The following is a 26,040-nucleotide window of genomic DNA, read 5'->3' as shown; positions in this document are numbered from 1 at the left end:
AGACGGCAAACTGGGCCCGGGAGACCGGACCGTGAGTCCATCCGGGACTCACACAGGGGGAGTATTCTATCAGAAAACAGCCAGTTGGGGGCTTTATCTTACTCCGACCAGTTATGCAACAAAAAAGGCGCCTGACGCGCCTTTTTATTCACTTTTCGCTTAGCCCTTGCCCAGCAGGGTGCCCAGATCGTCCGCCTTGGTGTGGCGCACGTCCTTGCCCTTGACGTAGTAGACGATGTACTCGCAGATGTGCTGGCAGCGATCGCCAACCCGCTCGATAGCCCGCGCTGCCCACAGCACGTTGAGCACCTGCGGTATGGTGCGGGGATCTTCCATCATGTAGGTCATCAGCTCGCGGATGATGGACTCGTACTCGCGGTCTACCTTGTCATCTTCCTTGTAGACCGCCAGTGCCGCGTCCAGATCCATCCGGGCGAAGGCATCGAGCACGTCGTGCAGCATCTTGATGGTACGGCGGCCCATGTTCTCCAACGACACCAGCGGCGGCTGCGGCTTGTTGGCGTTGTCGGTCAGCATGCGGGCGATCTTGTCCGCCACATCGCCAATGCGCTCCAGATCGGTGATGGTCTTGATGATGGCCATCACCAGACGCAGGTCGGAGGCGGTCGGCTGGCGCTTGGCGATGATACGGGTGCACTCCTCGTCGATCGCAACTTCCATGGCGTTGACCTTGTGGTCATTGGCCACAATCTTGCGCGCCGCTTCCAGATCCTGGTCGTGGATCGCCGCGATGGCGTCGGTGAGCTGCTGCTCTACCATGCCACCCATCACCAGCACCTGGTTGCGCACACTCTCGAGCTCGGCATTGAACTGACCGGAGATATGTTTATTGAGGTTCATATTGTCCATACAAATAGTCCTTGATGCTCCGATTATGCCTTAGCCGTTGAATTGACTGCCAATCTGTTTGTGGTGGTTCATCCTCTCCTCTCCTTAACCGTAGCGACCGGTGATGTAGTCTTCGGTCTTCTTCTTGGCCGGGGTGGTGAAGATGGTGTTGGTATCCGAGTACTCAATCAGCTCGCCCATGTACATGAAGGCGGTCTGATCCGAGACCCGCGCCGCCTGCTGCATGTTGTGGGTCACGATCACCACGGTGAACTGGCTCTTGAGCTCGTTGATCAGCTCCTCAATGGTGAGGGTGGAAATCGGGTCGAGTGCCGAGGTCGGTTCATCGAGCAGCAGCACTTCCGGCTCGATGGCAATGGCGCGGGCAATCACCAGACGCTGCTGCTGACCACCTGAAAGACCGAAGGCGTTGTCGTGCAGACGATCCTTCACCTCATCCCACAGCGCCGCGCCGCGCAGGGAGCGCTCGGCGGCATCGTCCAGGGTACGGCGATCGTTGATCCCCTGCAGACGCAGGCCATAAACCACGTTCTCGTAGATGGACTTGGGGAAGGGGTTGGGGCGCTGGAACACCATGCCCACCCGACGACGCAGGGCGGAAACATCGACGCTCTTGTCATAGATGTTTTGACCATGCAGCTGGATCTCGCCATCGATGCGGCAAATTTCCACCAGATCGTTCATCCGGTTGATGCAGCGCAGCAGGGTCGATTTACCGCAACCGGAGGGGCCGATAAAGGCGGTCACCTGACCTTTGGGGATCTTCATGTTGACGTTGAACAGCGCCTGTTTGCTGCCGTAGTACAGGTTGAGATCCTTCACCTCCAGCGCGGTCTGCTCCGGGCTCAGGTTGAGCAGGTCGGTCGCGGTATGCTGGGTCGCGGCGGTCGTTACGTTGATCATCTGTTACCTCAAAATCTGTCGGTGGCGGCGGGCAATCTCATCGCCCGCGGCCGGAACGCTTGGCTGGCAGGGGACCTGTCTCCTGCCCGTCTCTGTGGTGGCTGGCCTATCAATGTTCCAGCGACCGGAATTTCTCGCGCAGGTGGTTGCGAATACCGATAGCCGTCAGGTTGAGACCAACGATCACCGTCACCAGCAGGAAGGAGGTGGCGTAGACCAGAGGACGCGCCGCCTCGACGTTGGGGCTCTGGAAGCCGACGTCATAGATGTGGAAGCCCAGGTGCATGAACTTGCGCTCCACATGCAGATACGGGAAGTTGCCATCCATCGGCAGGGTCGGTGCCAGTTTCACCACCCCCACCAGCATCAGCGGCGCCACTTCACCGGCCGCACGGGCAATCGCCAGAATAAGGCCGGTCATGATGGCCGGGCTCGCCATCGGCAACACGATGCGCCACAGGGTCTCGGCCTGGGTAGCACCCAGCGCCAGCGAGCCCTGACGGATGGTGCTCGGGATCCGCGCCAGCCCCTCTTCGGTGGAGACGATCACCACCGGCAGGGTCAGGATGGCCAGGGTCAGCGCCGACCAGATCACGCCGGGTGAGCCAAAGGTCGGGCTCGGCAGCGCTTCCGGATAGAAGAGGCGGTCGATGCTGCCCCCCAGGGTATAGACGAAGAAGCCCAGACCAAACACGCCGTAAACGATGGAGGGCACGCCCGCCAGGTTGATGACCGCGATGCGGATAAGCTTGGTCAGGCTGTTCTTGCCCGCATACTCGTGCAGGTAGACCGCCGCAATCACGCCGAGCGGGGTCACGATGATCGCCATCAGGAACACCATGAAGACGGTGCCGAAGATGGCCGGGAATACCCCGCCCTCGGTGTTGGCTTCACGGGGATCGTCGGAGACAAACTTGCCGATCTGGTGGAACCAGTAACCCACCTTGGCCAGCAGGCTCATGTCATTGGGCCACACCACATCCAGTACCTTGGACATCGGCATGGTCACCAGCTCACCACGCATATCCTTGACGGTGATGCTGTCTCGGTCAGCCTGACTGCGCAGGGAGAAGAGCTCCTTCTCCAGCACCTGATAGCGATCGTTGAGAGCCTGACGCTCGCTCGCCAGCTGGGCTTTGAGCTGATCGGTCAGGTTATTCTCAAGCTCGGCCTTGCGCTCCTTGAGGCGCAGCCGCTCCAGCTGATAGTTGATGCTGCCGATGTCCCCTTTCTGCAGGTCGTTCGCCTGTTCGGAGAGGCCATTGGCCCGCGCCAGCACCCGCTGCAGAGCGGCGTGCAGATCCGTGGTGATCTCGCGCCCATCCTCTTTGACCGAACTGATGTAGCCGTAGAAGTTGCCGTTGGTGGCACGCTCAATCATGGCGAGCTCGACCGGCTGACTCTGTGACTTGATGTCGGTCTCCAGCACCCAGCGGAAGTCCAGATCGACAAACTCGCGGTTGCCGGTCTTGACCAGATAGCGGGTCAGCAGCTCGCGCTCCTCCCCCTTGAGCGGCAGGCCTGCGGCGCGCAAGCGCTCCACCGGCACCAACTCGCGATCATTGATCTCGCCGATCAGCACGCTCTTGTTGCCACTCGCATCTTCCAGCTGCCACTCATAGATGGGGTGAGGCCAGAAGTAGACCAGACCACGCCAGCCGATGAGCAGCAACAGCCCCAGTACCGCGACCAGACTCAGGCTGACGGCGCCGCCGGTCATCCAGATCCACGGGGCCCCTGATTTAAACCACTTACCCATTGTCATTCCTTGGTCCTTACAGAGAGCTGTATTTTTCACGCAACCGCTGACGGATGAACTCGGCCAGGGTGTTGAACAAGAAGGTGAACACGAACAGGACGAAGGCTGCGAGGAACAGCACCCGATAGTGGGAGCTGCCCACTTCCGACTCCGGCATCTCTACCGCAATGTTGGCGGCGAGGGTACGCAGCCCCTGGAACATGGAGAAGTCCATGATGGGGGTGTTGCCGGTGGCCATCAGCACGATCATGGTCTCGCCCACGGCGCGGCCAAGGCCCATCATCACCGCCGAGAAGATGCCCGGGCTGGCGGTGAGGATCACCACCCGGCTCAGGGTCTGCCACGGGGTGGCACCGAGGGCCAGCGAGCCCTGGGTCAGGTGCTTGGGCACCGAGAAGACCGCATCTTCAGCGATGGAGAAGATGGTCGGAATGACCGCAAAGCCCATGGCGATACCAACCACCAGCGAGTTGCGCTGGTCGAACTTGATGCCCATGTCGTGGGTCAGCCAGATGCGCGAATCACCGTGCATAAAGGCATTCTCGATAAGCGGGCTCAGTGCGAACGCCCCCCAACCGATGAAGAGCAGCACCGGAATGAGCAGGATGGCGTGCCACCCCTCCGGCAACCAGGTGCGGCTGCGCTCCGGCAGGTAGTTCCACACCAGCGCAGTCAGCAGCATTCCCGCCGGCAGCAGGATCAGCAGCAGCACCACGCCGGGCAGGGAGCCCTCGATGATGGGCGCCAGCCAGAGACCAGCCAGGAAGCCGAGGATAACGGTCGGCAGGGCCGCCATGATCTCGACAGTCGGTTTGACATATTTGCGCAGCCCCGCCGACATGAAGTAGGCGGTGTAGATGGCGCCGGCGACGCCGAGCGGCACCGCAAACACCATGGCATAGAAGGAAGCTTTCAGGGTACCGAATACCAGCGGCACCAGACTCAGCTTGGCTTCAAAATCGTTGCTGGCGGAGGTGGATTGCCACACATACTGGGGCTCGGGGTACCCTTCGTACCACACTTGTTGCCACAGGGCAGACCAGGTCACCTCGGGGTGCTCGTTCTCCACCGCAAACAGCTTGAACGTATCGCCCTGCTGGGTCAGCAGCAGGTTGTGGCGCGGCGAAATGGCCAGCGCAGAGAAGGCGCCGCCATCGACATGCTCGCTCAGCAACTTGGTCTCGCCGGTGGCATGGAAGAAGCTGACGGTGCCATCCTTGTCGGCACTGATGAAGCCCTTGCGAAAGTGCTCCGGGGTGAGCTGCGCCACGGCGCCATCACCCTTGAAGTCACGGATCTGGGTGAACTGGCGTTTGCCATCCTTTGCCACTTCAAACCACTGGGAGATAACGCCATTGTCGTTGCCCACCAGCAGGGAGGAGGCGCCGGAGAGCAGCTCGACCCGGGTCACGTTGGCATTGGGGGCGTTGATCTCCAGCACGTTGCGCACCGAGATATCGCTCAGGTTCTGGATGTCGTAGACAGAGAGGCGGTTGCCCTCGCGCACGAACAGAATGCGCAGGTTGGGGGTGAGCAGCATCTGATCCACATGGCGCGGCAGGGAGGGAATGGTGTAGTTCTGGGCACTCCACTCGATCTCGCCGGAGAGGAAGTTCTCCTCACCGCTCATCACCGTCATCACGCCACGACCATCTTCGGTCACGGCGGCGGCGGCCATCTTGTCCTTGGTGGCTTCAAACACCATGGTCTTGAGCGCCTTGCCCTCGGGATCCACTACCACCGGCTCTTCGCCGAAGGGGTACTGGAGGCTGGGCTCAATGACACGCACATCGTTGGGATAGGAGACCTTGAAGGAGGGCTGAACCACCTGTGCCTTGCCGTCGGCAAAACCGTAGGCGATCAGCTTCTGACCCGGCGCGGGTGGCGCCACGGCAGTGACGTCACCGGCTACCTCAGCCTGACCGAGGGATTGACCGACCTTGATCTTGCCATCGCCCTGCACGGCGAAGAAGTTGACCTGCCCGTTGTCGCTGAAGCGATAACCGATCTCGTTCTGCTCCTCCACCCCGAGCCAGGCGGTCTTGCCGCTTGTCGGCAGGGTAAACGAGGCGGTCGGCTCCATCGTGGCGCCATTGAAAATGGGCTTCACCACATAGAGCAGGTAAAAGAAGATAAGCAGGAGCGCCACCAGCACCAGCGCCCCACCCGTGGTGACGCCGTACTTGGCCAATTTGTCCTTGATGCGGCGTTTTCGACTCCCCGCCATACCCAGGTGTAACGATTCCGATGACATGCAAAACCTCAATGTAAGCTAGGCTTGGCGGCATTATATGGCGGTTGCATGACAGTTTTGTTACACCAGCCACCTTAAATAAGCAGGATAAACAGGGGACGGAATACCAAAGTAGAGAGGGAGTGAAGGCCTAATAACTGATTGTTTTTTTAAAGTGATTAAAAAATTACAAGCGGCGGGTTAGTGCATCCCGCCGCCAACAGGCTCAGGCGGAAGCCTCACCCGATTGTTGCAGCGCCAGTTTGGCCGCCTTTTTCTCGGCGCGGCGCCGCTTGAAGAAATCGGAGAGCTGGGTCGAGCAGGCCTCGGCGAGCACACCAGCGGTCAGCTCGACCCTGTGGTTGTGACGCGGGTCCTGCAAGATCTCGAACACCGACCCCGCCGCACCCGTTTTGAGATCCCGGGCGCCAAAGACCACCCGCTTGACCCGGCTATGGATGAGGGCACCGGCACACATGCAGCAGGGCTCCAGCGTCACATAGAGGGTGGTGTCGAGCAGGCGGTAGTTCTCCAGCCGGCTACCTGCCGCGCGGATGGCCATCACTTCGGCATGGGCGCAGGCATCGTGCTCGCTGATGGAGCGGTTCCACCCCTCCCCCACGATCTCGTCACCCAGCACCAGCACGGCCCCAACCGGGATCTCACCGATCCCCTCGGCGCGGCCCGCCAGTGCCATGGCATGGCGCATCCACTTCTCATCCGTTGCGGCCTGTTCCGGCGCATCGGCCCCCTCTGCTGGTTTCACGGCCATGCCTCTCTGTCTGTTCAATCTCTGCATTGGTATTCCATACTTCCACACCTTTCAGCCGACATCATGAATATCTTGCATGAATAGTGGCTGCTGCGGGGCGGCGATTATGCCAAAACTCCCTCCTCCGCCCAAGCCGCATCTTGGCTGCGCAATAATGAAGCAGTCGGCATCTCTATGATAAAAAAGGAGTTGCACCCATGAGTGCAGATCATTAGACTTCCTCCCCGTCAGCTCAGACTGACCTTGTCGGCGTGTAGCGCAGCCAGGTAGCGCACTGTCATGGGGTGTCAGGGGTCGGAGGTTCAAATCCTCTCACGCCGACCATTATTCCCCGAAAATAGCCCAGTCAAACGACTGGGCTATTTTTTTGCTCCCGTTTTTGCTCTGACCAGCCTTCCCTTTCCCGGCCTTTTGCCCGGTTCAACCCGCGCCATCATCGTCAGGAACAAAAAACGTACAGAATCGCTTGAATCTTTTTGATGCGATCATTAATATGCGCAACTTTCCGCCGGTATCAAGACAGGGAGGTGGAGGCACAAGTGAAGGGATCACTGGCCGGCTTGCATTCAACACGGGAGCAAGCATGAACCAGACCACCGATTTCACCCCGCTCATTCCGCTCTACCCTGTTCCTCACGACAACTCCTGCCCCCCGCAGGGTGAAGAGGAAGAGTTGGTCATCCAGCTGGATGTCATCGATCTGGCCGAACCTGACGATGACTACTGAGCCCGCCTGCGGGCGATTTTCCCTCTCTTTGCCTGATTTTTTCCCTGCTTTTCCCCGTCTTATGCCTCTTGAGACGTACCGCCTTAAAAAAAACGACAAACCACTACCAAAACATGATTACGCAGTGTAATTGACTGCCATTTAACCACCGCTCCCCGCCGGGTTAATCCCCATCAGCTGATACAAACCTACGTTATTGCGCTCCACTTTCAATGCGGCAAGCCGTCAGCGCCAACAGAGCCCTGCGAAAGCCAGACAGTTTTAAACGAACGTTCACTATCCAGCATCAACGCCATCAGCCTATTGATTGAAATATTTAAACGCACTTCATACAGCTGTTTTTCAAAAGCCTGGAGTAAGGTCGGGATTTGTTTTTGCATTTGTAATTTTATTACGTAATAAGTTACGAATCACATGACAAGAAGGGCGACCGGACGAGCCATCGCCCGGACAGAAAAACCAGGAGCATAACCATCTGTGTAGAGCTTTTATACCAATCCAATAACTCAATTAAAAACATCAACTTAAACATCGACCCCAAACAGGCGTTTTAAAAAAACTGTTGACGTAATCGACAATATTTCGCACCTTATCAATCGTGTTATCCCGTTGTTGCGGGAACGTTTCAGGAACAGGGATTCGACTTTAGTCGTAGTTAGTTAGTTCAAAATGTAATTCTCAAAGGAGTGAACCTTATGTCGGCACCGGCTCAGACCCACTGTAGCGCCCGCCTTCGCATCCAGGGCGAGATGCTGCCCGAATACGCGCAAATTCTGACGCCGGACGCGGTGGCTCTGGTCTCCGAACTGGTGGAACGTTTTGCTCCCCAAAGAGGGGAATTGCTGAAACAACGTGTGGCACGTCAGGCCCGTATCGATGGTGGCGAGCTGCCGGACTTCCTGCCGGAAACCGCCCACATCCGTGACGGTGACTGGACCATTCGCGGCATTCCCGCCGACCTGCAAGATCGCCGTGTGGAGATCACCGGCCCGGTCGAGCGCAAGATGGTGATCAACGCCCTCAACGCCAACGTCAAGGTGTTTATGGCGGACTTCGAGGACTCACTGGCCCCCGCCTGGAACAAGGTGATCGAGGGTCAAATCAACCTGCGCGATGCAGTCAACGGTACCGTCTCCTACACCAGTCCGGAAGGAAAGGCTTATACCCTGAACCCCAATCCGGCCGTCCTCATTTGCCGGGTTCGTGGTCTGCACCTGCCGGAAAAACATGTCACCTTCGATGGCGAGCCCGTCCCCGGCGGCCTGTTCGATTTTGCTCTCTACTTCCTGCACAACTATCAGGCGCTGCTGGCCAAAGGCTCCGGCCCCTACTTCTATGTACCCAAGCTGCAGAGCCATCTGGAAGGGCGCTGGTGGAGCGAGGTATTCGCCTGGACCGAGGACAAGTTCGGTCTTCCCCGCGGCACCATCAAGGCCACCGTGCTGATTGAAACCCTGCCGGCCGTATTCGAGATGGACGAGCTGCTCTATCAGATGAAGGATCACATCGTTGCGCTGAACTGCGGCCGCTGGGACTACATCTTCAGCTACATCAAGACCTTGAAGAACCATCCGGATCGGGTCCTGCCGGACCGCCAGGTGGTAACCATGGACAAGCCGTTCCTCTCCGCCTACTCGCGGCTGCTGATCAAGACCTGTCACAAGCGCGGTGCGCTGGCGATGGGTGGTATGGCCGCCTTTATTCCGGCCAAGGACGCGGCCGTCAACGAACAGGTCTTTGCCAAGGTTAAAGCGGACAAGGAGCGCGAAGCCAATAACGGCCACGATGGCACCTGGGTGGCCCACCCTGGCCTCGCCGATACTGCAATGGCGGTGTTCAACGCCACCATTGCGGCGGGTGCCAAGAACCAGATCGGCGTGCTGCGCGAGCAGGATGCTCCCATCACCGCCGCCGACCTGCTGGCCCCCTGTGAGGGGGAGCGCACCGAGGCCGGCATGCGCACCAATATCCGGGTTGCCCTGCAATATCTGGAGGCCTGGATCAACGGTAACGGCTGCGTGCCCATCTACGGCCTGATGGAAGATGCCGCCACCGCCGAGATCTCCCGCACCTCCATCTGGCAGTGGATCCGCCACGGCAAGAGCCTCGCCAACGGCAAGGTGGTGACCAAGGAGCTGTTCCGCCAGATGCTGGCCGAGGAGCAGGAGGTGGTCAAAGCCGAAGTGGGTGCCGAGCGTTGGCAATCGGGTCGCTTTGCCGAGGCGAGCGAGCTGATGGAAGAGATCACCTGCGCCGATACCCTGATCGATTTTCTGACGCTGCCCGGTTACGAGCGGCTCTGAACTCCGGGCCCCGGGCGGGGCTCGCCAATAACAAGTCAATGGAAACGTGAAATCAATGAAAGAGGGAACTGATATGGCACTGACCCGTGAGCAACAGATCCAGGCTATCGAGAAAGACTGGGCGGAAAACCCCCGCTGGAAAGGGATCAAGCGCGGCTACAGCGCCGAAGATGTGGTAAACCTGCGCGGCAGCTTGCAGCCGGTGCACACCCTGGCCCAACGCGGTGCCGACAAGCTGTGGGGGCTGATCCACGGCGACGCCAAGAAAGGCTACGTCAACTGCCTCGGCGCCCTGACCGGTGGTCAGGCGGTGCAGCAGGCCAAGGCGGGGATCGAGGCGATCTACCTCTCCGGCTGGCAGGTGGCGGCGGACAACAACTTGTCCTCCACCATGTATCCGGATCAGTCCCTCTACCCGGCCAACTCGGTGCCGTCAGTGGTGGAGCGCATCAACAACTCTTTCGCCCGTGCCGACCAGATCCAGTGGGCCAACAAGGTCGGGCCGCAGGATGAGGGCTTTATCGACTACTTCCTGCCCATCGTGGCGGATGCGGAAGCCGGTTTCGGCGGCGTGCTGAACGCCTTCGAACTGATGAAGGGGATGATTGAAGCAGGTGCCGCCGGCGTGCACTTCGAAGATCAGCTGGCATCGGTGAAAAAATGTGGCCACATGGGCGGCAAGGTACTGGTGCCGACCCAGGAAGCGGTGCAGAAGCTGGTTGCCGCCCGTCTGGCAGCCGATGTGTGCGGCACCACAACTCTGGTGATCGCCCGTACCGACGCCAACGCCGCAGACCTGTTGACCACCGACGCTGACCCGTACGATGCAGACTTCCTGACTGGCGAGCGCACTGCCGAAGGGTTCTACAAGGTACGTGCCGGTATCGATCAGGCCATTGCTCGCGGTCTGGCTTACGCCCCTTATGCCGACATGGTGTGGTGTGAAACCGCCAAGCCGGATCTGGACGAAGCGCGCAAGTTTGCCGAAGCGATCAAGGCCAAGTTCCCGGATCGCATCCTGGCCTACAACTGCTCGCCGAGCTTCAACTGGAAGAAAAATCTGGACGATGCCACCATCGCCCGCTTCCAGCAGGAGCTCTCAGACATGGGCTACAAGTACCAGTTCATCACCCTCGCGGGTATCCACAACATGTGGTTCCACATGTACGAACTGGCCTACCAGTACGCCCGTGGCGAAGGGATGAAGCACTACGTCGAGATGGTGCAGGAGCCGGAATTTGCCGCAGCCAGCCGTGGCTACACCTTCGTGGCCCACCAGCAGGAAGTGGGTACCGGTTACTTCGACAAGGTGACCACCGTCATTCAGGGTGGCCAATCCTCGGTGACTGCGCTGACCGGCTCGACCGAAGAAGATCAGTTCCACTAATAGGCAGAACTGTTTGAGAGAGTCCTTGAGATAGCAAAACCCCGGCCTGAAGCCGGGGTTTCTTTTTATCTGCCACTCAAACGAAAGTCAGGCGCACAACCGCACACCGCCGAGAGGATCAGAGCTCGAGGATCTCTTTGACAAAGGGAATGGTCAGCTTGCGCTTGGCGCGAAATGAGGCGTTGTCGAGCTGATTGAGAGTGGTAAGCAAGGTGCGCATATCGCGCGAGAGACGGTTGAGCAGGAAGCGGCCCACATCGATGGGCAGTTTGAAGCCCCGCAGCTCGGCACGCAGCTGCAGGGCACTGAGCTTGCCTTCATCATCCAGCTCTTCAAGATGGAAACTCACCCCCCAGTCAAGGCGCGAGGCGAGATCCGGCAGCTGCAGCCCCAGCTTGCGCGGCGCGCTGCAACCGGTGACGATCAGCGTCCCTTCCCCTTTCTCCTGCCAGCGATTGTAAAAATCAAACAGCGCCCGCTCCCAAACGGCATTGCCGGCGATAGCCTCAATGCTGTCGAGGCAGACCAACGGCAGGCTTTCGAGGGCATCAAGCATGCTGGGGTCGAGCTGTTCAAACTGATCGAGGGAGAGATAGGCCGCCGCCGCATCGCGGGCATTGACCTCGGCACAGGTGGCATGGAGCAGATGGGAGCGCCCGGAGCCCTTGGCTCCCCAGAAATAGAGGAAAGGCGACCCCTGACCGATGGCCGCATTCTTGAGGGCGGTGATCAGGTGAGCATTGGTGCCGGGATAAAAACTGACGAAGGTTTCATCATCCGGTAGTTGTACGGCTAGGGACAGTTGGGCCGGTTGCTTCACTCGTTGGGCTTTGACTGTGACATTTGTGGCTAAGTGTACCATCGCAATGGCAGATAGAGAACCGCCCGGACAAGCCGGGCGGTAGACAAAAGCCTTGTGAAATCAGGGCTGCGACCATTGGTAACGCAGATTGCTGCCATTATCGTCAACCTTGTGCAAGCGGCTCTCCAGCTGCAGGGCGCGCACCAACTCGCTCTGCTCCCCCTGCAGGGTGAAATTGAAGGTGACCTGATTGCCTTCCAGCTTGCCGATCTCCACCTTGCTGACGTTAGCCATCCCCTGCAGCATCTTCTGCACGGAGATCATGCTGTCCACATCGGAGAGACCATCCACCACCAGGGTCTGACTGGTTGCCGGCCCCGAGATGCGGGCGCCGTAGTTTTTCACCAGCCAGGTAGCCAGGGTATCGGCAAGCCCTTGCGCCACTTCGGCCTGGGTACCCGTGGTGTTGCCTCGGGTCAGTTCGGCCACTTCACCAGCAGCCTTGGGACCGTAGAGCCCCCAGTCGATGCTCCACTTGTCCCCTTCCGGGGTCAGCTTGCCCAGCACCACCATCTCGGCACCATAACGCTGGCTCGCCTTGAGGATGGGATCGGCAAAACGGCCCCACACGTCGGTGGCACTGACCGCCATGTTGTCGTCGAGATCCATCAGGGGAATGCTGACCGGCAGCCCCAGCGCCAGGGTCTGTTCGCGCAGTGCCTGTGCCCAGCCATCGGTAGACTGGTCTGCCAGCAGATGGCGCTCACCCTGATCCACCACCAGCCAGAGAGCCATCTGGGGACGAGCCGGGCCAAGCAGGGCGAATTTGCTCTCGGAGACCAGGCTGTTGACCTTGTCGCTCTTGAACTCGGCCTTCAGATACTTGACCGAATCCACATCCTGATAGCCATAGCTCTTTACATAGTCGCCCGGCGCAGCCAGCGCCTTGACCACGGCAGGCTGGGTCAGAATATCCCGCTTGCCGGTCACCTTGATCAACACCTCGCCCAACGCCTGACCCTGAGCAGCCACCATGTCGCCGGTGGTCGGGGCCTTGCCCTGATAGAGGTCGGTCACCTGAGCGGCCGAGGCGATGAATGACAAGCCGCAGCAGAGGGCGGTCACAACACGTTTGAACATGAACAGAGTCTCGAAATGGGAGATGGTGCTTATGGTAGCGGCAAGGCGCGTCCTGCGGCAAGGCTGGGACAAAGGCCATAAACAGCGAAGCCGGCAGGACGCCGGCTCCGTCAGCCACCTCGGCAGAGGCGGCGTATCACAGCAACTTACTTGGTACCGAAGATCTTGTCGCCGGCATCGCCCAGACCCGGCACGATGTAGCCTTTCTCGTTCAGGCCCTGATCGATGGAGGCACAGAACAGCTCCACATCCGGGTGAGCGGCTTCCAGCGCCTTGATGCCTTCCGGCGCGGCAACCAGCACCAGCACCTTGATGGACTGGCAGCCTTTCTTTTTCAGCAGATCGATAGTGGCGATCATGGAGCCGCCGGTGGCCAGCATGGGGTCGATGACCAACGCCAGACGCTCTTCGATGTTGCTGACGATCTTCTCGAAGTAGGGAACCGGCTGCAGGGTCTCTTCATCGCGGTAGATACCGACCACGCTGACGCGGGCACTCGGCATGTGCTCCAGTACGCCATCCATCATGCCAAGGCCGGCACGCAGGATCGGTACGACGGTTACCTTCTTGCCCTTGATCTGGTCAACTTCTACTGGCCCATTCCAGCCATCGATGATAACCTTCTCGGTTTCGAAGTCAGAGGTAGCTTCATAGGTCAACAAACTGCCCACTTCTTTGGCCAGTTCACGGAAACGCTTGGTGCTGATATCGCCTTCACGCATCAGACCGATCTTGTGTTTGACCAGGGGGTGTTTGACTTCAACGACTTTCATTATTATCTCCTCTAACCTGCCGCAAAAAAATCGCGGAATCATACAACAAAAGCCGCCGCTTGTAGAGCAGTTTTGCGCAAAAACGCGCAAACGATTTCCTTTCTGGTTTTTCACCGCCACTGTTAGAATACGCCCCGAATTTTACCCTCCACTTCTCACATGACGGGGACTACTCGTGACTGACAAAACCTCACTGAGCTACAAGGATGCTGGCGTGGATATCGATGCCGGCAATGCACTGGTTGAACGTATCAAGGGCGTGTCAAAGCGCACTCGTCGTCCTGAAGTCCTTGGTGGTCTTGGCGGCTTTGGGGCCTTGTGTCAAATCCCTGCGGGCTACAAGGAGCCGGTGCTGGTCTCCGGCACCGACGGTGTGGGCACCAAGCTGCGCCTCGCCATCGATCTGAAAAAACATGACACCGTGGGTATCGATCTGGTGGCCATGTGCGTCAACGACCTGATCGTACAGGGTGCCGAGCCCCTCTTCTTCCTCGACTACTACGCTACCGGCAAGCTGGATGTGGACACAGCAGCGGCCGTGGTCACTGGCATCGGTGCCGGCTGCGAGCAGTCAGGCTGCGCCCTGGTGGGCGGCGAAACCGCCGAGATGCCGGGCATGTATGAAGGGGAAGACTACGACATCGCCGGTTTCTGCGTCGGCGTGGTGGAGAAGAGCGAGATCATCGACGGCAGCAAGGTCGGCGAAGGGGATGCCCTGATCGCGCTGGCCGCCAGCGGCCCCCACTCCAACGGTTTCTCCCTGATCCGTAAAATTCTCGAGGTCTCCAAGGCAGATGTTCATCAGCCGCTGGGTGACACCACCTTGGCCAACGCCCTGCTGGAGCCGACCCGCATCTATGTGAAACCTGTGCTCAAGCTCATCAAGGAGTGCGAGATCCACGCCCTCTCCCACATCACCGGCGGTGGCTTCTGGGAGAACATCCCCCGCGTATTGCCCGCCAAAACTCAAGCGGTGATCGACGAGCAGAGCTGGCAGTGGCCGGCGGTGTTCAGCTGGCTGCAGCAGGCTGGCAACGTCACCCGTCACGAGATGTATCGCACCTTCAACTGCGGTGTCGGCATGATCATCGCCCTGCCTGCCCATCAGCTGGAAAAAGCCCTGACCCTGCTCAAGGCAGAAGGCGAGAACGCATGGCACATCGGTCATATCGCCAAAGCAGCAGACGGTGAGGAGCAGGTCGTCATCAAATGATGCGGATCCTCGTCCTTATCTCCGGCAGCGGCAGCAATCTGCAGGCGATCCTCGACCACTGTGCCAGCGGCAAGATTGCCGGTGAGGTGGTCGGCGTCATCAGCAACAAGGCCGACGCCTATGGCCTGATCCGCGCACAAGAGGCAGGGGTGGCAACCACCACCCTCAGCCAGCAGCAGTTTGCCAACCGGGAGGAGTATGACGCCGCCCTGCTGGCGCTGATGGCTGACTATCAGCCGGATCTGGTGGTACTGGCCGGCTTTATGCGCATATTGAGTGGTGATCTGGTTCGCCACTTCGCCGGACGGATGATCAATATCCACCCCTCCCTGCTGCCGAAATATCAGGGGCTGCACACCCACCAGCGCGCTATCGATGCTGGTGATAGCGAGCATGGCGCCAGCGTCCACTTCGTTACCGAAGAGCTCGACGGTGGCCCGGTGATCCTGCAGGCCTGCGTTCCCATCTTCGAAGGAGATGAGGCCGATGAGGTGGCAGCACGGGTACAGGTGCAGGAGCACAGTATCTACCCGCTGGTGGTGCAGTGGTTCTGTGAAAGGCGCTTGCAGATGCGAGATGGGTCTGCCTTTCTCGATGGCAAGCAACTTGGCCCGGCAGGCTATGCCTGCGAGTAACCGCTAACCACAGCAAGCAAAATACAACAAGGGAGGCCCAGGCCTCCCTTGTCATTTCCATAGATCAACGCAATGACCACGTTCATCTCCGATGACGCCGCTACGCGGCTAATCAGACCGGATTGTCGATATCGATAAAGGTGACATCCAACCCGTGCACGGTCGCCAGCCACTCTCCCAGCGCCTTGACGCCGTAGCGCTCTGTAGCGTGATGACCGGCGGCGTAGAAGTGCATCCCCATCTCGCGAGCGGTGTGGATGGTCTGCTCGGAAGCCTCGCCAGAGATAAAGGCGTCGATGCCCTGCTCTGCCGCCAGATTGATGTAGCTCTGGCCGCCGCCAGTGCACCAGGCCACGGAACGGATTAGCTCGGGGCCGCTGTCGCCACAGTGGAGCGGCTCACGACCGAGACGCTCGGCAATCAGTTTGGCAAAATCGCTGCCGCTCATCGGCTCTTCCAGCTTGCCCACCATGGCGACGCTCTTGCTGTTCCACGGCTCCAGACCGCGACGCACCTTGATATCGAGCAGCTTGGCGAGCTGGGCGTTATTGCCCACCTCGGGATGGACATCCAGTGGCAGATGGTAGGCAAACAGGTTGATATCGTGGGCCAGCAGGGTCTTGATGCGACGCTGCTTCATACCGGTGATCTGGGCCGGTTCACCGCTCCAGAAGTAGCCGTGGTGAACCAGAATGGCATCGGCATCGGCAGCCACGGCCGCATCTATGAGGGCCTGACTGGCGGTCACACCGGTCACCACCTTGCGAATGCGCTCGCGCCCCTCGACTTGCAGACCATTGGGACAGTAATCCTTGATGGCGTGGGGCTCAAGCAGGTGGTTGAGTACGGTTTCCAATTTTCGATGAGAGATCATAAGGGTCCCTTTATAACGGCGCGATTCCCTGTTTTACCAATAAAAACAAGGCCCCGGCTCAAAACGCCAAGGGCCCTATGATAATCGAGAGCCGCCATCAAGACCATGACGGTTCCCACACAGTGGTACATCCCCCCTACGAAGGCTACCAACCTGACTCAGGCGGGCAAGTCGATACCGGCATCCCGCATCTGGGCCAGCTTGTAGCGCAGAGTGCGCGGGCTGATCCCGAGCCGGTCGGCCACATCCTTGCGACTGCCATTGCACTCTTGCAGGGTGTCGAGAATGATCTGGTGCTCCTGCTGCTTGAGTTCGCTGCCGAGACGATCACAGCCATAAGCGCGCTCTGCAACGGCAAACTCCATCTCCTGCTCGTCCACCTCTTCCAGAATGAGGTGGCCGCAATCGATCACTCCATCAGGGCTGAGGATCAGCGCTCGCTGTACCACGTTGTCGAGCTCGCGCACGTTGCCGGGCCAGGGATGAGAGAGCAGCCGCTCGCGCGCCTGCGGCTCCAGCTGCGGGGTGGGCAGCCCTTGCTGGCTGGCATGGAGAGCCAGCAGATGTTCAGCCAGTGGCAAGATATCTCCGGGTCGCTCGCACAGGGCTGACCAGCGCAGCGGAAAAACGTTGAGACGGTAGTAGAGATCTTCGCGAAACAGGCCATCCTGTACCGCCCTCTTGAGATCCCGGTTGCTGGTGGCGATGACCCGCACATCCAGCGGGATCATCTTGCGGCTGCCGAGCCGCTCTACCTCTTTCTCCTGCAGCACCCGCAACAACTTGGCCTGCAATCCCAGATCCATCTCGGTGATCTCGTCGAGCAGCAGAGTCCCTCCCTGTGCCTGCTCGAACTTGCCGGGGCACCCCTGCACCGCGCCGGTAAACGCCCCCTTCTCGTAGCCAAACAGGGTCGCCTCCAGCATGTTCTCCGGAATGGCGGCGCAGTTGATGGCGATAAAGGGCTGCTCGGCGCGGTTGGAGTTGTCGTGGATGTAGCGGGCAAGTACCTCTTTCCCCGTACCACTCGGGCCGGTCACCATCACGGTGGCCTCACTTCTGGCCACGCGGGTCGCCAGCTGGAACAGCTCGGCGCTCTTGGGGTCGCCATACACCACGGCTCGCTTTTCTACCTTCTGGGCCGGCACATAGCGACTCACCTGGTTGAGCAACACCTCGGGCGAAAAGGGTTTGGCCAGATAGTCGATGGCCCCTTCCCGCATGGCACGCACCGCGCCGTCGATGTTGGCGTAGGCAGTCATCAGGAGTACCGGCACCTGCGGATACTGCTGGCGAATAGTAGCCAACAGAGTCAGGCCATCCATTCCTCCCATCTGAATATCGGAGATCACCATGTCAAACGGCTGACGGGAGAGCGCCAGCAAGGCCCGCTCGCCGCTGTCGACTTCACGGCACTCATAGCCGCCAAGCAACAGGGTATCGACCAGCGCCTCGCGCAGGCCATTGTCATCTTCCACTACCAGGATCCGGGCCTGAGTCATGCTACACCTCCCACGACAGCCAACCTGGCCGCATTGATATGGCTCCCTCTCGGCCGGCACAACTCCTTAACAAGGCTCATGCTGCACCTCCAAGTTGAACCTGCTGCTGATGCAGGGGGAACGACAGAGTAAAACAGGTGCCCTCTCCGGGAACCGAGGCCACACCGACCTCGCCCTGATGGGCACGCACGACGGATTGCACCACCGCCAGCCCAAGGCCGGTGCCCTGGGAGCGAGTGGTAAAGAAGGGTTCGAAAATCTGGCTGAGCAGGTGGGCAGGCATCCCCTTGCCATTGTCGATCACCCGCATCTCGACCCGGGCACCGCTGCGCACCGCGCTCACCAGAAGTGACGTTGCCCCCGCCTGCTGGGCGTTGGCGATGAGATTATTGATGGCTCCGGAGAGGGCACTGCTGTTGGCCAGCAGGCAGAGATCAGGCTCCGGCGCCTCCATGTGCAGCTCGCAACCCTGCTGGGCGCAGAACGCCTCTGCCCCCGCCTGCACTTCAGCCAGCAGACCCTGCACCGAGATGGGGGTGACCACCTGGTTGTCGCCATTGCGGGCAAACAGCAGGATGTCGTTGATCTGCTTCTCCAGGTCCTGCAGCCGGGCCATCAGCTTTTGCTGAAACTGGGTTCGGGATTCGGGCTTGAGGGTGCGGTTGGCCAAGTTGGCGGCATAGAGCATGGCGGCAGAGAGCGGGGTGCGGATCTGGTGGGCCAGCGAAGCGGCCATATTGCCAAGGGCCGACAACCGCTTCATGTGGTTGATGCGATCCTGCAGCTGACGGGTTTCGGTCAAGTCGTTGATAAAGACCAGCTGGCCCGCCTGATCCTGCAGCGGCTGAGTCGAGAGCTGGACCCGGCGACCATCGCGCAGGGAGATCTCGTGACCATCATCCTCGCGCGGCTCGAAGCAGCGGGTGATGACATGACGCCAGAGCTCCCCCTCCAGCGGCTCTCCCAGCAGGTCTATCGCCGCCGGATTGGCACGGGTGATGATGCCAGTGCCATCAAGCAACAGCACCCCGGTCGGGAGCGCCTTGAAGATGGCGTAAAGCTGGCTCACTTCGTGAGACTGGAGTGGGATATCCTGCTGTTGGGCTGTCATAAACCTGACCTCAAACTGGCGACCTGGTCAGGTTATTCAATTTCCATGCCACTAAATTAATCTATTAAAACCAATAGATTACTGCTCTGCGTCAAGGCTTTGACCCTCAGACGTCCTTGCTCATCCCGTACTTTTTCATCTTCTCGACCAGGGTAGTACGACGCATGCCGAGCAGATCGGCGGCGCGGGCCACCACCCCGTCCTGCGACTCCAGCGCCTGGCGGATCAGCTCCACTTCGAGGTCGGCCAGCATCTCCTTGAGATTGACCCCCTCCTCCGGCAGCTGCATGGTACGGGGCGAGGAAAGCGGATGGTCGATCTCCGGCGGATCCTGAAACACCGCGGCCAGCGCATCCCGCTCATCCATCTCGGTCAACCTTTCATCACGCGGCTCGCTTGGCAGCAGGCGGTAGCGGCTCGGCAGATCGGCCACATCGACAATCTGCTGCGGATAGAGAATGAGCAGCCGCTCCAGCAGGTTGGAGAGCTCGCGCACGTTGCCCGGCCAGGGATACTGCATCAGCGACTCCATCGCCCGCTGGGTCAGACGGATGGTGCTGTGGTGCTGTTCGGCATGACGGTTGAGCAGCTCCTGTAGCAGCAGGGGGATATCGTCGATGCGATCCCGCAGCGGCGGGGTTTCGATGGGGAAGACGTTGAGGCGATAGTAGAGATCCTCACGAAAACCCTGGGTGCGGATCAGCGCCTCCAGATCCCGGTGAGTCGCGGCGATGATACGCACATCGGCCTGAATGGGCTTGCCACCACCGACCCGATCAAAGAGCCGCTCCTGCAACACCCGCAGCAGCTTGACCTGCATCGGCATCGGCATGTCGCCAATCTCGTCGAGGAACAGAGTGCCCCCCTGCGCCAGCTCGAAGCGGCCACGCCGCGCGGCGATAGCGCCGGTAAACGCCCCCTTCTCGTGGCCGAACAGCTCGCTCTCCAACAGCTCCGCCGGAATGGCACCGCAGTTGATGGGCACGAACGGCCCCTGGCTGCGGCCAGAGAGTTCGTGAATGGCGCGCGCCACCACCTCTTTACCGGTACCCGACTCACCGAGGATCAGCACGTTGGCATCGGTCTCGGCAACCTGGCTGATGAGGCGACGCACCTCCTGAATCCCCTTCCCCTTGCCCACCAGCAGGCGCAGTAAAGCCTGCCCCTTGTCATGGGTCTGCTGACGGGGATGCAGAGAAACAAACGCCTGACAGAAGTGCAGGTGGCGAGTCAGCGACTCATAGGTAAACGGCGCCTCGGCAACCCCGATGAAGTTGCTGTTGGGCAGGTCGGCCTCGACCAGAGAGATAAAGGGGGTTCGGGGAAATGCGGCCAGCAGATCCGGCAGAACACGGGTGCCGAGCTCGCCGGCCAGTACACCTTGCAGGGGGCCGGAGGAGTCGATGGCGACATCCAGATCGCCTTCAGCCACCTCTTGCCACGGGATCCCCATAAACGAGAGCACTGTTCCCAACTGCTGACGCCGCTGCGCATCGGCATCAACAATCAACACGCCCATCTCCACCATATCAATCCCTCGCGACGACCGAATATAATTCATTGTTTTATATAGATATAAAACATATATCACTTATTTTATTTCAGACAGACAAAGTGCCAAAATTCCGACACTTTGTCAAAAATTGTCGTATTCAGGCTAAGTGTATCGACATAAAACGGGGATAAACGAAATGGCTACGGCATTTTTTTCGCAGGGAATATTCAGGTGATACCGCCTTGCCGGCGGCGGTATCACTCAGATGCAGCAGTTCAAGGGTGGATATGGTGGCGCGGGGTCGCGTAGCGGCACTCGGGGAAACGGCTGCAGGCCAGAAAGAGGCGGCCGGCATGGGGCCCTTTCTTGGCTTCACGCTCCACCAGCGGCGCATCGCAGCGAGGACAGTGGTGCACCTCTTCATCTTCGTCTTCAGACGGATCGGCAAACAGGTTGTCGGCAAGCTCCGGCTCCATCGCGGGAACTGCAACGCTCGGCGCAGGGCGCTCCAGAGTTGGGAAGTGAAGCGGCTCTTCATCAATCGGGCGAACAGTTGCCTGTGGCGAGCCACCGCGGAGCGGCGTGCCAAGGTCGACCCCGTCCAGCAACAGAGGATTGAAGGTGGGTTCGCGCCGCTGGCCCGGCAGCAGATCATCGACCACCGGCTCGCTGGTTTTGACCAGCAACGGCAGAATCTGTTCGCGCAACTCTTCCACCTGATAACCGCTGCTGGCCGGAATTTGCAGCAGGGGCAGACCGGCGCTGTCGCAGGCAGTTTTCAGAAACAGATCTCGCGCCTTGCGCTTCTGATGACGGTGAGAGCTGTCATCCAGCTCGATGGCGCAGATAAACGAGAGGTCGGTCGGATGGCAGAGCAGATAGTCAAAATGCTTGCCGCTGATCTTGTTGAAGTGTTGCTGCCATTTGCTCTTGCCGAGTCCCGCTTGCGGAGTCAGCACATCGGCCACCCGCACCTTGGCAAGCACTCTGGCCTTGTCGCCTACCGCCAGATCCAGAACCCCGAGAAAAGAGCGCTCGGCCGGAGTGAAGAGAGTCTCCTGCAGATCGTAGGGCAGCTGCTTCTGCTCCTTGTTTCTGCTCCAGAAAATCGCCAGCACCAGCAGGGCCAGCAGCAGTAATCCCGACAGGATGAGGGTATTCATGAGAGCACAATCCAGTTCACAACACGAAAGGGGGAACACTTTACCACAGCCAGCGTCACGCAAGGCAGCAGGCAAGCGTATGGAAAGTGTAAAAGTCCCTGCTTTTTCTCCATTTGCCAGCGGACGGGGCTTCATATGACCAGCCACAGCAGGCACAATGCTGGAGAAACCCAATTCCAAGGAGAGCAGGATGCAAAAGCAATTGGTGGTCACCGTGATCGGTGCAGACAAACCAGGTATCGTTGAGAGTCTGGCTGCCGTCATCAGTCGCGAGCAGGGCAACTGGCTGGGCAGTGCCATGAGCGAGCTGGCCGGCCAGTTTGCCGGCATCCTCCATGTGGCCGTGCCCGAGGAGCACTACCGCAGCCTGTGCGAAGCGCTGGCCCTGCTGCCCGGCCTCACCATCAGTTTTGCCGAAGGGACCCCCACCGCCGAACCGGCCCATCAGGTGATGATGACGGTCACCGGCAATGATCGCCCCGGCATCGTCCACGAAGTGGCGAGCATCCTGCGGCAACTTGATATCAATGTGGCCGATCTCACCACCGGCTGTGAACCTGCCCCCCACTCCGGCGCATCGCTCTTCTACGCCCATGCACTGGTTGCCCTGCCAGACGGGCTGGAGATGGAGAGTCTTGTCTCTGCGCTGGAGTCTCTCTCCGATGATCTGGTGGTCGATATTGACGAGGCGATGCCCGAGTAATATTGCTGTCACTTTTCTGTCATATATTCACGTCATACCTGCCGCGCAGAGGCGAACTGATTAGAGACCAGAGGCATAACATGAGCACCGACAAGCTGTATGAAGAGAAAGAGCTGAGCTGGCTCTCATTCAATGAACGGGTGTTGCAAGAAGCGATGGACAAGACGGTCCCCCTCATCGAGCGGGTCCGCTTTTTGGGGATCTTCTCCTCCAACCAGGATGAGTTTTTTAAAGTTCGGGTGTCGGACGTCAAGCGCCGCATTCTGATCAACGAAGTACATGGCGGCGACGATGAAGCCAAGGTCCTGCTGCGCGCCATCCAGCAGAAGGTGATGGCCCTTGGCGAGGCATTCGACAATACCTACAAGGAGCTGCTGATCGCCCTGGCTCGCCACAACATCTTTCTGGTCAACGAAAACCAGCTCTCCGACGCCATCCAGAAGTGGCTGCGGGTGTTCTTTCGGGAGAAGGTGCTGCGCCACATCATCCCGATCTTGCTCAACAAGGAGGTCAACCCGGTCAAGTTCCTGAAAGACGAGCACACCTATCTGGCCATCGAGATGAAGAAGAATGGCCAGGTGATCCAGTACGCGCTGGTGGAAGTGCCGACCGATGACCTGCCCCGCTTCTTCCAGCTGCCGCCGGAAGGGACCCGCCGCAAGAAGCAGATCATCATTTTGGACAATGTCATCCGCTTTTGTCTCGACGAGATCTTCAAGGGATTCTTCGACTACGACGAGATTGCCGCCTATGCGGTGAAGCTGACCCGGGATGCTGAATATGACCTCTCCGACCAGCTGGACTTGAGTCTGGTCGACAAGATGAGTGATGGCTTGAAGCAGCGTCTCACCGCCATGCCGGTGCGTTTCGTCTACGAACGGGAGATGCCGGCGGCTATGATAAGCTTCCTCAAGCTCAAGCTGCAGATCAGCTCCTACGACGCCATCATGCCGGGTGGGCGCTATCACAACTTCAAAGATTTCATCGGCTTCCCCAACGTGGGCCGCGACTATCTGGAAAACCCCAAGCTGCCGGCCATCGATTGCCGCGACTTTGACGGCTTCGTCAATGCCTTCGATGCCATCACCAAGCAGGACATCCTGCTCTACTACCCGTACCACAAGTTTCACCACTTTACCGAGCTGGTGCGTCAGGCAGCGTTCGATCCAGCGGTCAGCGCCATTCGCATCAATATCTACCGGGTCGCCAAGAAGTCGCGGATCATCCACTCCCTCATCGATGCGGCCAACAACGGCAAGAAGGTGACCGTGGTGGTGGAACTGCGCGCCCGCTTCGATGAAGCCGCCAACATCGACTGGGCCAACATTCTCACCGATGCAGGGGTCAAGGTGGTGTTCGGGGTGCCGAGCCTCAAGATCCACTCCAAGCTCTGCCTCATCACCCGCCACGAAAACGGCGAGGCGGTGCGCTACGCCCATATCGGGACCGGCAACTTCAACGAGAAGACCGCCAAGATTTATACCGACTTCTCACTACTGACCCGCCATCCGGACATCACCGCCGAGGTGGAGAGTGTGTTCGAGTACATCGAATACCCCTACCGGCGCTACAAGTTCAACCACCTGCTGGTCTCCCCCATCAACAGCCGGCGTCAGCTCTATCGCCTCATCGACAACGAGCTCTCCAACGCCAAGGCGGGGCAACCGAGCGGCATCACCCTCAAGATCAACAACCTGGTGGACCGGGATCTCATCAACCGGCTCTATGCCGCCGGTCAGGCCGGGGTGCCGATCCAGATGATCATCCGCGGCATGTGTGCACTGCGCCCGGGCGTGCCGGGCCTCAGTGACAACATCAAGGTGATCAGCATCATCGATCGCTTCCTCGAGCACCCACGGGTGATGGTGTTTCACAACAAGGGCAACCCCCAGCTCTATATCTCCAGCGCCGACTGGATGAGCCGCAATATTGACGGCCGGATCGAGGTGGGCACTCCCATCTATGACGAGCGGCTCAAGCAGCGCATCATGGATATTCTCGAGCTACAACTGAGTGATACCTGCAAGGCGCGGGTGATCGATGCCGACCAGCAGAACGAATATGTGAAGCGGGGCAACCGCCGCAAAATCCGCTCTCAGGTCGCGATTTACGACTATCTCAAACGTATCGAGTCAAACAATGGACAATAGCCTCTACGCCGCCGTCGATCTCGGCTCCAACAGTTTTCATATGGTGATCGCCCATCTGAGCGAAGGGCGTTTTCGCATCGTCGATCGCATCAAGGAGCGGGTACGGCTGGCGGAAGGAATGGATGCCCAGAAGCGAATGAGCCCGGAGGCGATGGAACGCGGCCTCGCCTGCCTGTCACTCTTTGCCGAGCGGCTCACCAACATCAAACCGGATCAGATCCGCATCGCCGGCACCTACACATTGCGCCGGGCCAGCAACGCGCGCGAGTTCGTCAGCGAAGCGGCCAAGGTGCTCAATCACCCCATCGAGATCATCAGCGGGCAGGAAGAAGCACGGCTCATCTATCAGGGTGTCGCCCATACCCAGCATATCGAGGGTCAGGTACTGGTCATCGATATCGGCGGCGGCAGCACCGAGCTCATCATCGGTGAAGGGTTTGAGCACAAGGTCCTCACCAGCCGCAAGATGGGCTGTGTCAGCTTTACCCAGAGCTTCTTTGCCAGCGGCAAGCTGAGCGACAAGCACTTCACCAATGCCGTGCTGGAGGCGCAGCACCAGCTCGCCCCCATCGTCAACCAGTACCGCAAGCTGGGCTGGCAGAGCTGTCTTGGCAGCTCAGGTTCGATCCGCACCGTGCGCGACGTGCTGCAGGGTGAAGGACTGACCGATGGCAGCATTACGCTGGAGGGGCTGGAGCGCCTCAAGGCCCTGATGATCGAACACAAGCGAGTCGATAACCTCAAACTGGTCGGGCTCACCGAGGAGCGTCAGGAGGTGTTTGCCGCCGCGGTTGCCATCCTGCTTGGCCTGTTTACCTCGCTGCCCATCGAGCGGCTCGACTACTCTGACGGTGCCCTGCGTGAAGGATTGCTGTATGAGTTCGAGGAGCGCTTGCAGCACCACGATATCCGCGAACGGACGGCGCAAGCGCTCGGCACCCACTACCGGATGGACAAAAAGCAGGCCGCCCGGGTGGAGCAGAGTGTGCTGACCCTGTTTGATGCCTTGCAAGGTCCCTGGCAGATGGAGATAGAGCCCTATCGCGCCATCCTCGGCTGGGCGGCACGACTGCACGAAATTGGCCTTGCCATCAACTACAGCGGCATCCACCGCCACTCCGCCTATATCCTGCAACACACCGACCTGCCCGGCTTCAACCAGGACGATCAGGCATTGCTGGCCGCGCTGGTACGCTTCCAGCGCAAGGGGCTAAAACTCTCCGAGCTACCGCCCCTGCCCAACCACGACCTGCAAACCGTGCTGCGCTGCATCCGCATTTTGCGCCTCGCAGTCGCCGCGCACCACAAGCGCCAGGACAACCTGCTGCCTGAGTGGAAAGTCGCGGTACAAGGGGATCAGCTGGTAGTGACCCTGCCAATCGACTGGTGTGAGGAGAACCGTCTCCTGATGCAGAATCTGGAGAAGGAGCATCGTTATTGCCAGGAACAAGGCTGGCCTCTGTTGTTCCAGCTCGGCTGAACCGCAAAGAGAGATGTAAAAAAGGCAGCCCGTGGGCTGCCTTTT

Annotated in this window: 22 protein-coding genes and 1 tRNA gene; 9 read left to right on the top strand and 14 right to left on the bottom strand. The window is 59.5% G+C overall.

Annotated features, from left to right (window positions below; translation table 11 throughout):
* Positions 1-159: 159 nt before the first annotated feature.
* The 5 genes from phoU to tadA all read right to left on the bottom strand — a co-directional run bounded on the left by phoU (position 160) and on the right by tadA (position 6,474).
* A complete protein-coding gene (gene phoU, locus I6L40_RS10195; RefSeq protein ID WP_033114383.1) occupies positions 160-870 on the bottom strand; it encodes a phosphate signaling complex protein PhoU in 711 nt (236 codons plus the stop codon).
* 84 nt (positions 871-954) lie between these two features.
* Entirely contained in the window at positions 955-1,773 is an 819-nt protein-coding gene (gene pstB / locus I6L40_RS10190; RefSeq protein ID WP_033114382.1) for a phosphate ABC transporter ATP-binding protein PstB, read from the bottom strand.
* A gap of 109 nt (positions 1,774-1,882) precedes the next feature.
* Positions 1,883-3,532: a phosphate ABC transporter permease PstA gene (gene pstA / locus I6L40_RS10185; protein ID WP_033114381.1), complete on the bottom strand. Its 1,650-nt coding sequence runs from the start codon at positions 3,530-3,532 to the stop codon at positions 1,883-1,885.
* 16 nt (positions 3,533-3,548) lie between these two features.
* Positions 3,549-5,786 carry an ABC transporter permease subunit gene (locus tag I6L40_RS10180; protein WP_198506333.1) on the bottom strand — a complete coding sequence of 746 codons (2,238 nt, stop codon included), beginning with the start codon at positions 5,784-5,786 and terminating at the stop codon, positions 3,549-3,551.
* A gap of 205 nt (positions 5,787-5,991) precedes the next feature.
* Complete coding sequence (tadA, locus tag I6L40_RS10175; RefSeq protein WP_041209930.1) at positions 5,992-6,474, bottom strand: tRNA adenosine(34) deaminase TadA; 483 nt, start codon at positions 6,472-6,474, stop codon at positions 5,992-5,994.
* 310 nt (positions 6,475-6,784) lie between these two features.
* Here tadA and I6L40_RS10170 point away from each other — a divergent pair.
* Both I6L40_RS10170 and I6L40_RS10165 read left to right on the top strand, forming a co-directional pair.
* Positions 6,785-6,861, top strand: a tRNA-Pro gene (locus tag I6L40_RS10170).
* A gap of 259 nt (positions 6,862-7,120) precedes the next feature.
* Positions 7,121-7,264 (top strand): hypothetical protein, encoded by a 144-nt coding sequence (locus I6L40_RS10165; protein WP_198506334.1) that lies wholly within the window; start codon positions 7,121-7,123, stop codon positions 7,262-7,264.
* A 209-nt stretch (positions 7,265-7,473) separates the two neighbouring features.
* Here the strand turns inward: I6L40_RS10165 and I6L40_RS10160 are convergent, their stop codons facing one another.
* The gene (locus I6L40_RS10160; RefSeq protein ID WP_158025282.1) at positions 7,474-7,644 is read right to left on the bottom strand and encodes a hypothetical protein; all 171 of its coding nucleotides are present in this window, start codon (positions 7,642-7,644) and stop codon (positions 7,474-7,476) included.
* 315 nt (positions 7,645-7,959) lie between these two features.
* On the opposite strand from I6L40_RS10160, the gene aceB reads away from it, so the two are divergent.
* A complete protein-coding gene (aceB, locus tag I6L40_RS10155) occupies positions 7,960-9,567 on the top strand; it encodes a malate synthase A (RefSeq protein WP_216995377.1) in 1,608 nt (535 codons plus the stop codon).
* A gap of 73 nt (positions 9,568-9,640) precedes the next feature.
* Complete coding sequence (gene aceA, locus I6L40_RS10150; protein ID WP_005344572.1) at positions 9,641-10,954, top strand: isocitrate lyase; 1,314 nt, start codon at positions 9,641-9,643, stop codon at positions 10,952-10,954.
* Positions 10,955-11,072: 118 nt separating this feature from the next.
* On the opposite strand, the gene hda is transcribed toward aceA, so the two are convergent.
* The 3 genes from hda to upp form a co-directional block, all read right to left on the bottom strand.
* Positions 11,073-11,774 carry a DnaA inactivator Hda gene (gene hda / locus I6L40_RS10145; RefSeq protein ID WP_033114378.1) on the bottom strand — a complete coding sequence of 234 codons (702 nt, stop codon included), beginning with the start codon at positions 11,772-11,774 and terminating at the stop codon, positions 11,073-11,075.
* Between the two features lie 102 nt (positions 11,775-11,876).
* Entirely contained in the window at positions 11,877-12,896 is a 1,020-nt protein-coding gene (locus tag I6L40_RS10140) for a DUF2066 domain-containing protein (protein WP_124242399.1), read from the bottom strand.
* Positions 12,897-13,042: 146 nt separating this feature from the next.
* The gene (upp, locus tag I6L40_RS10135) at positions 13,043-13,669 is read right to left on the bottom strand and encodes a uracil phosphoribosyltransferase (protein WP_033114376.1); all 627 of its coding nucleotides are present in this window, start codon (positions 13,667-13,669) and stop codon (positions 13,043-13,045) included.
* Between the two features lie 175 nt (positions 13,670-13,844).
* Here upp and purM point away from each other — a divergent pair, with 175 nt between their 5' ends.
* Both purM and purN read left to right on the top strand, forming a co-directional pair.
* Positions 13,845-14,882 (top strand): phosphoribosylformylglycinamidine cyclo-ligase, encoded by a 1,038-nt coding sequence (purM, locus tag I6L40_RS10130; RefSeq protein WP_071911649.1) that lies wholly within the window; start codon positions 13,845-13,847, stop codon positions 14,880-14,882.
* A complete protein-coding gene (gene purN / locus I6L40_RS10125) occupies positions 14,879-15,517 on the top strand; it encodes a phosphoribosylglycinamide formyltransferase (protein ID WP_216995376.1) in 639 nt (212 codons plus the stop codon). Before purM ends, purN begins: the two co-directional genes overlap by 4 nt.
* 112 nt (positions 15,518-15,629) lie before the next feature.
* On the opposite strand, the gene I6L40_RS10120 is transcribed toward purN, so the two are convergent.
* From I6L40_RS10120 to I6L40_RS10100, 5 genes are all read right to left on the bottom strand, one after another.
* Positions 15,630-16,391, bottom strand: coding sequence for a Nif3-like dinuclear metal center hexameric protein (locus I6L40_RS10120; protein WP_042033345.1), 762 nt, complete (start codon positions 16,389-16,391; stop codon positions 15,630-15,632).
* 158 nt (positions 16,392-16,549) lie between these two features.
* The gene (locus tag I6L40_RS10115) at positions 16,550-17,893 is read right to left on the bottom strand and encodes a sigma-54 dependent transcriptional regulator (RefSeq protein ID WP_071911651.1); all 1,344 of its coding nucleotides are present in this window, start codon (positions 17,891-17,893) and stop codon (positions 16,550-16,552) included.
* Positions 17,894-17,969: 76 nt separating this feature from the next.
* A complete protein-coding gene (locus I6L40_RS10110) occupies positions 17,970-19,004 on the bottom strand; it encodes a PAS domain-containing sensor histidine kinase (RefSeq protein ID WP_042033343.1) in 1,035 nt (344 codons plus the stop codon).
* A gap of 106 nt (positions 19,005-19,110) precedes the next feature.
* A complete protein-coding gene (locus I6L40_RS10105) occupies positions 19,111-20,532 on the bottom strand; it encodes a sigma-54 dependent transcriptional regulator (RefSeq protein ID WP_041209864.1) in 1,422 nt (473 codons plus the stop codon).
* Positions 20,533-20,774: 242 nt separating this feature from the next.
* The gene (locus tag I6L40_RS10100) at positions 20,775-21,662 is read right to left on the bottom strand and encodes a DUF2726 domain-containing protein (RefSeq protein WP_071911653.1); all 888 of its coding nucleotides are present in this window, start codon (positions 21,660-21,662) and stop codon (positions 20,775-20,777) included.
* 190 nt (positions 21,663-21,852) lie between these two features.
* On the opposite strand from I6L40_RS10100, the gene I6L40_RS10095 reads away from it, so the two are divergent.
* The 3 genes from I6L40_RS10095 to ppx all read left to right on the top strand — a co-directional run bounded on the left by I6L40_RS10095 (position 21,853) and on the right by ppx (position 25,995).
* Positions 21,853-22,365: a glycine cleavage system protein R gene (locus I6L40_RS10095; protein ID WP_033114369.1), complete on the top strand. Its 513-nt coding sequence runs from the start codon at positions 21,853-21,855 to the stop codon at positions 22,363-22,365.
* 80 nt (positions 22,366-22,445) lie between these two features.
* Positions 22,446-24,515, top strand: coding sequence for a polyphosphate kinase 1 (ppk1, locus tag I6L40_RS10090; protein WP_041209862.1), 2,070 nt, complete (start codon positions 22,446-22,448; stop codon positions 24,513-24,515).
* Entirely contained in the window at positions 24,505-25,995 is a 1,491-nt protein-coding gene (ppx, locus tag I6L40_RS10085; RefSeq protein ID WP_071911655.1) for an exopolyphosphatase, read from the top strand. Before ppk1 ends, ppx begins: the two co-directional genes overlap by 11 nt.
* Positions 25,996-26,040: the final 45 nt, after the last annotated feature.

Origin of the sequence: Aeromonas sp. FDAARGOS 1410, assembly GCF_019048745.1 — a bacterium.
Taxonomy (GTDB): Bacteria; Pseudomonadota; Gammaproteobacteria; order Enterobacterales; family Aeromonadaceae; genus Aeromonas; species Aeromonas jandaei.
The sequence above is the reverse complement of the archived record's forward strand: the minus strand, read 5'-3'. Positions and strand labels throughout refer to the sequence as shown.

What these genes read in the sequence shown, in the direction of transcription:
- phoU (WP_033114383.1), bottom strand. Translation starts at nt 870, where the DNA reads ATGGACAATATGAACCTCAATAAACATATCTCCGGTCAGTTCAATGCC.
- pstB (WP_033114382.1), bottom strand. Translation starts at nt 1,773, where the DNA reads ATGATCAACGTAACGACCGCCGCGACCCAGCATACCGCGACCGACCTG.
- pstA (WP_033114381.1), bottom strand. Translation starts at nt 3,532, where the DNA reads ATGGGTAAGTGGTTTAAATCAGGGGCCCCGTGGATCTGGATGACCGGC.
- I6L40_RS10180 (WP_198506333.1), bottom strand. Translation starts at nt 5,786, where the DNA reads ATGTCATCGGAATCGTTACACCTGGGTATGGCGGGGAGTCGAAAACGC.
- tadA (WP_041209930.1), bottom strand. Translation starts at nt 6,474, where the DNA reads ATGCGCCATGCCATGGCACTGGCGGGCCGCGCCGAGGGGATCGGTGAG.
- I6L40_RS10165 (WP_198506334.1), top strand. Translation starts at nt 7,121, where the DNA reads ATGAACCAGACCACCGATTTCACCCCGCTCATTCCGCTCTACCCTGTT.
- I6L40_RS10160 (WP_158025282.1), bottom strand. Translation starts at nt 7,644, where the DNA reads ATGCAAAAACAAATCCCGACCTTACTCCAGGCTTTTGAAAAACAGCTG.
- aceB (WP_216995377.1), top strand. Translation starts at nt 7,960, where the DNA reads ATGTCGGCACCGGCTCAGACCCACTGTAGCGCCCGCCTTCGCATCCAG.
- aceA (WP_005344572.1), top strand. Translation starts at nt 9,641, where the DNA reads ATGGCACTGACCCGTGAGCAACAGATCCAGGCTATCGAGAAAGACTGG.
- I6L40_RS10140 (WP_124242399.1), bottom strand. Translation starts at nt 12,896, where the DNA reads ATGTTCAAACGTGTTGTGACCGCCCTCTGCTGCGGCTTGTCATTCATC.
- upp (WP_033114376.1), bottom strand. Translation starts at nt 13,669, where the DNA reads ATGAAAGTCGTTGAAGTCAAACACCCCCTGGTCAAACACAAGATCGGT.
- purN (WP_216995376.1), top strand. Translation starts at nt 14,879, where the DNA reads ATGATGCGGATCCTCGTCCTTATCTCCGGCAGCGGCAGCAATCTGCAG.
- I6L40_RS10120 (WP_042033345.1), bottom strand. Translation starts at nt 16,391, where the DNA reads ATGATCTCTCATCGAAAATTGGAAACCGTACTCAACCACCTGCTTGAG.
- I6L40_RS10115 (WP_071911651.1), bottom strand. Translation starts at nt 17,893, where the DNA reads ATGACTCAGGCCCGGATCCTGGTAGTGGAAGATGACAATGGCCTGCGC.
- I6L40_RS10110 (WP_042033343.1), bottom strand. Translation starts at nt 19,004, where the DNA reads ATGACAGCCCAACAGCAGGATATCCCACTCCAGTCTCACGAAGTGAGC.
- I6L40_RS10105 (WP_041209864.1), bottom strand. Translation starts at nt 20,532, where the DNA reads ATGGTGGAGATGGGCGTGTTGATTGTTGATGCCGATGCGCAGCGGCGT.
- I6L40_RS10100 (WP_071911653.1), bottom strand. Translation starts at nt 21,662, where the DNA reads ATGAATACCCTCATCCTGTCGGGATTACTGCTGCTGGCCCTGCTGGTG.
- I6L40_RS10095 (WP_033114369.1), top strand. Translation starts at nt 21,853, where the DNA reads ATGCAAAAGCAATTGGTGGTCACCGTGATCGGTGCAGACAAACCAGGT.
- ppk1 (WP_041209862.1), top strand. Translation starts at nt 22,446, where the DNA reads ATGAGCACCGACAAGCTGTATGAAGAGAAAGAGCTGAGCTGGCTCTCA.
- ppx (WP_071911655.1), top strand. Translation starts at nt 24,505, where the DNA reads ATGGACAATAGCCTCTACGCCGCCGTCGATCTCGGCTCCAACAGTTTT.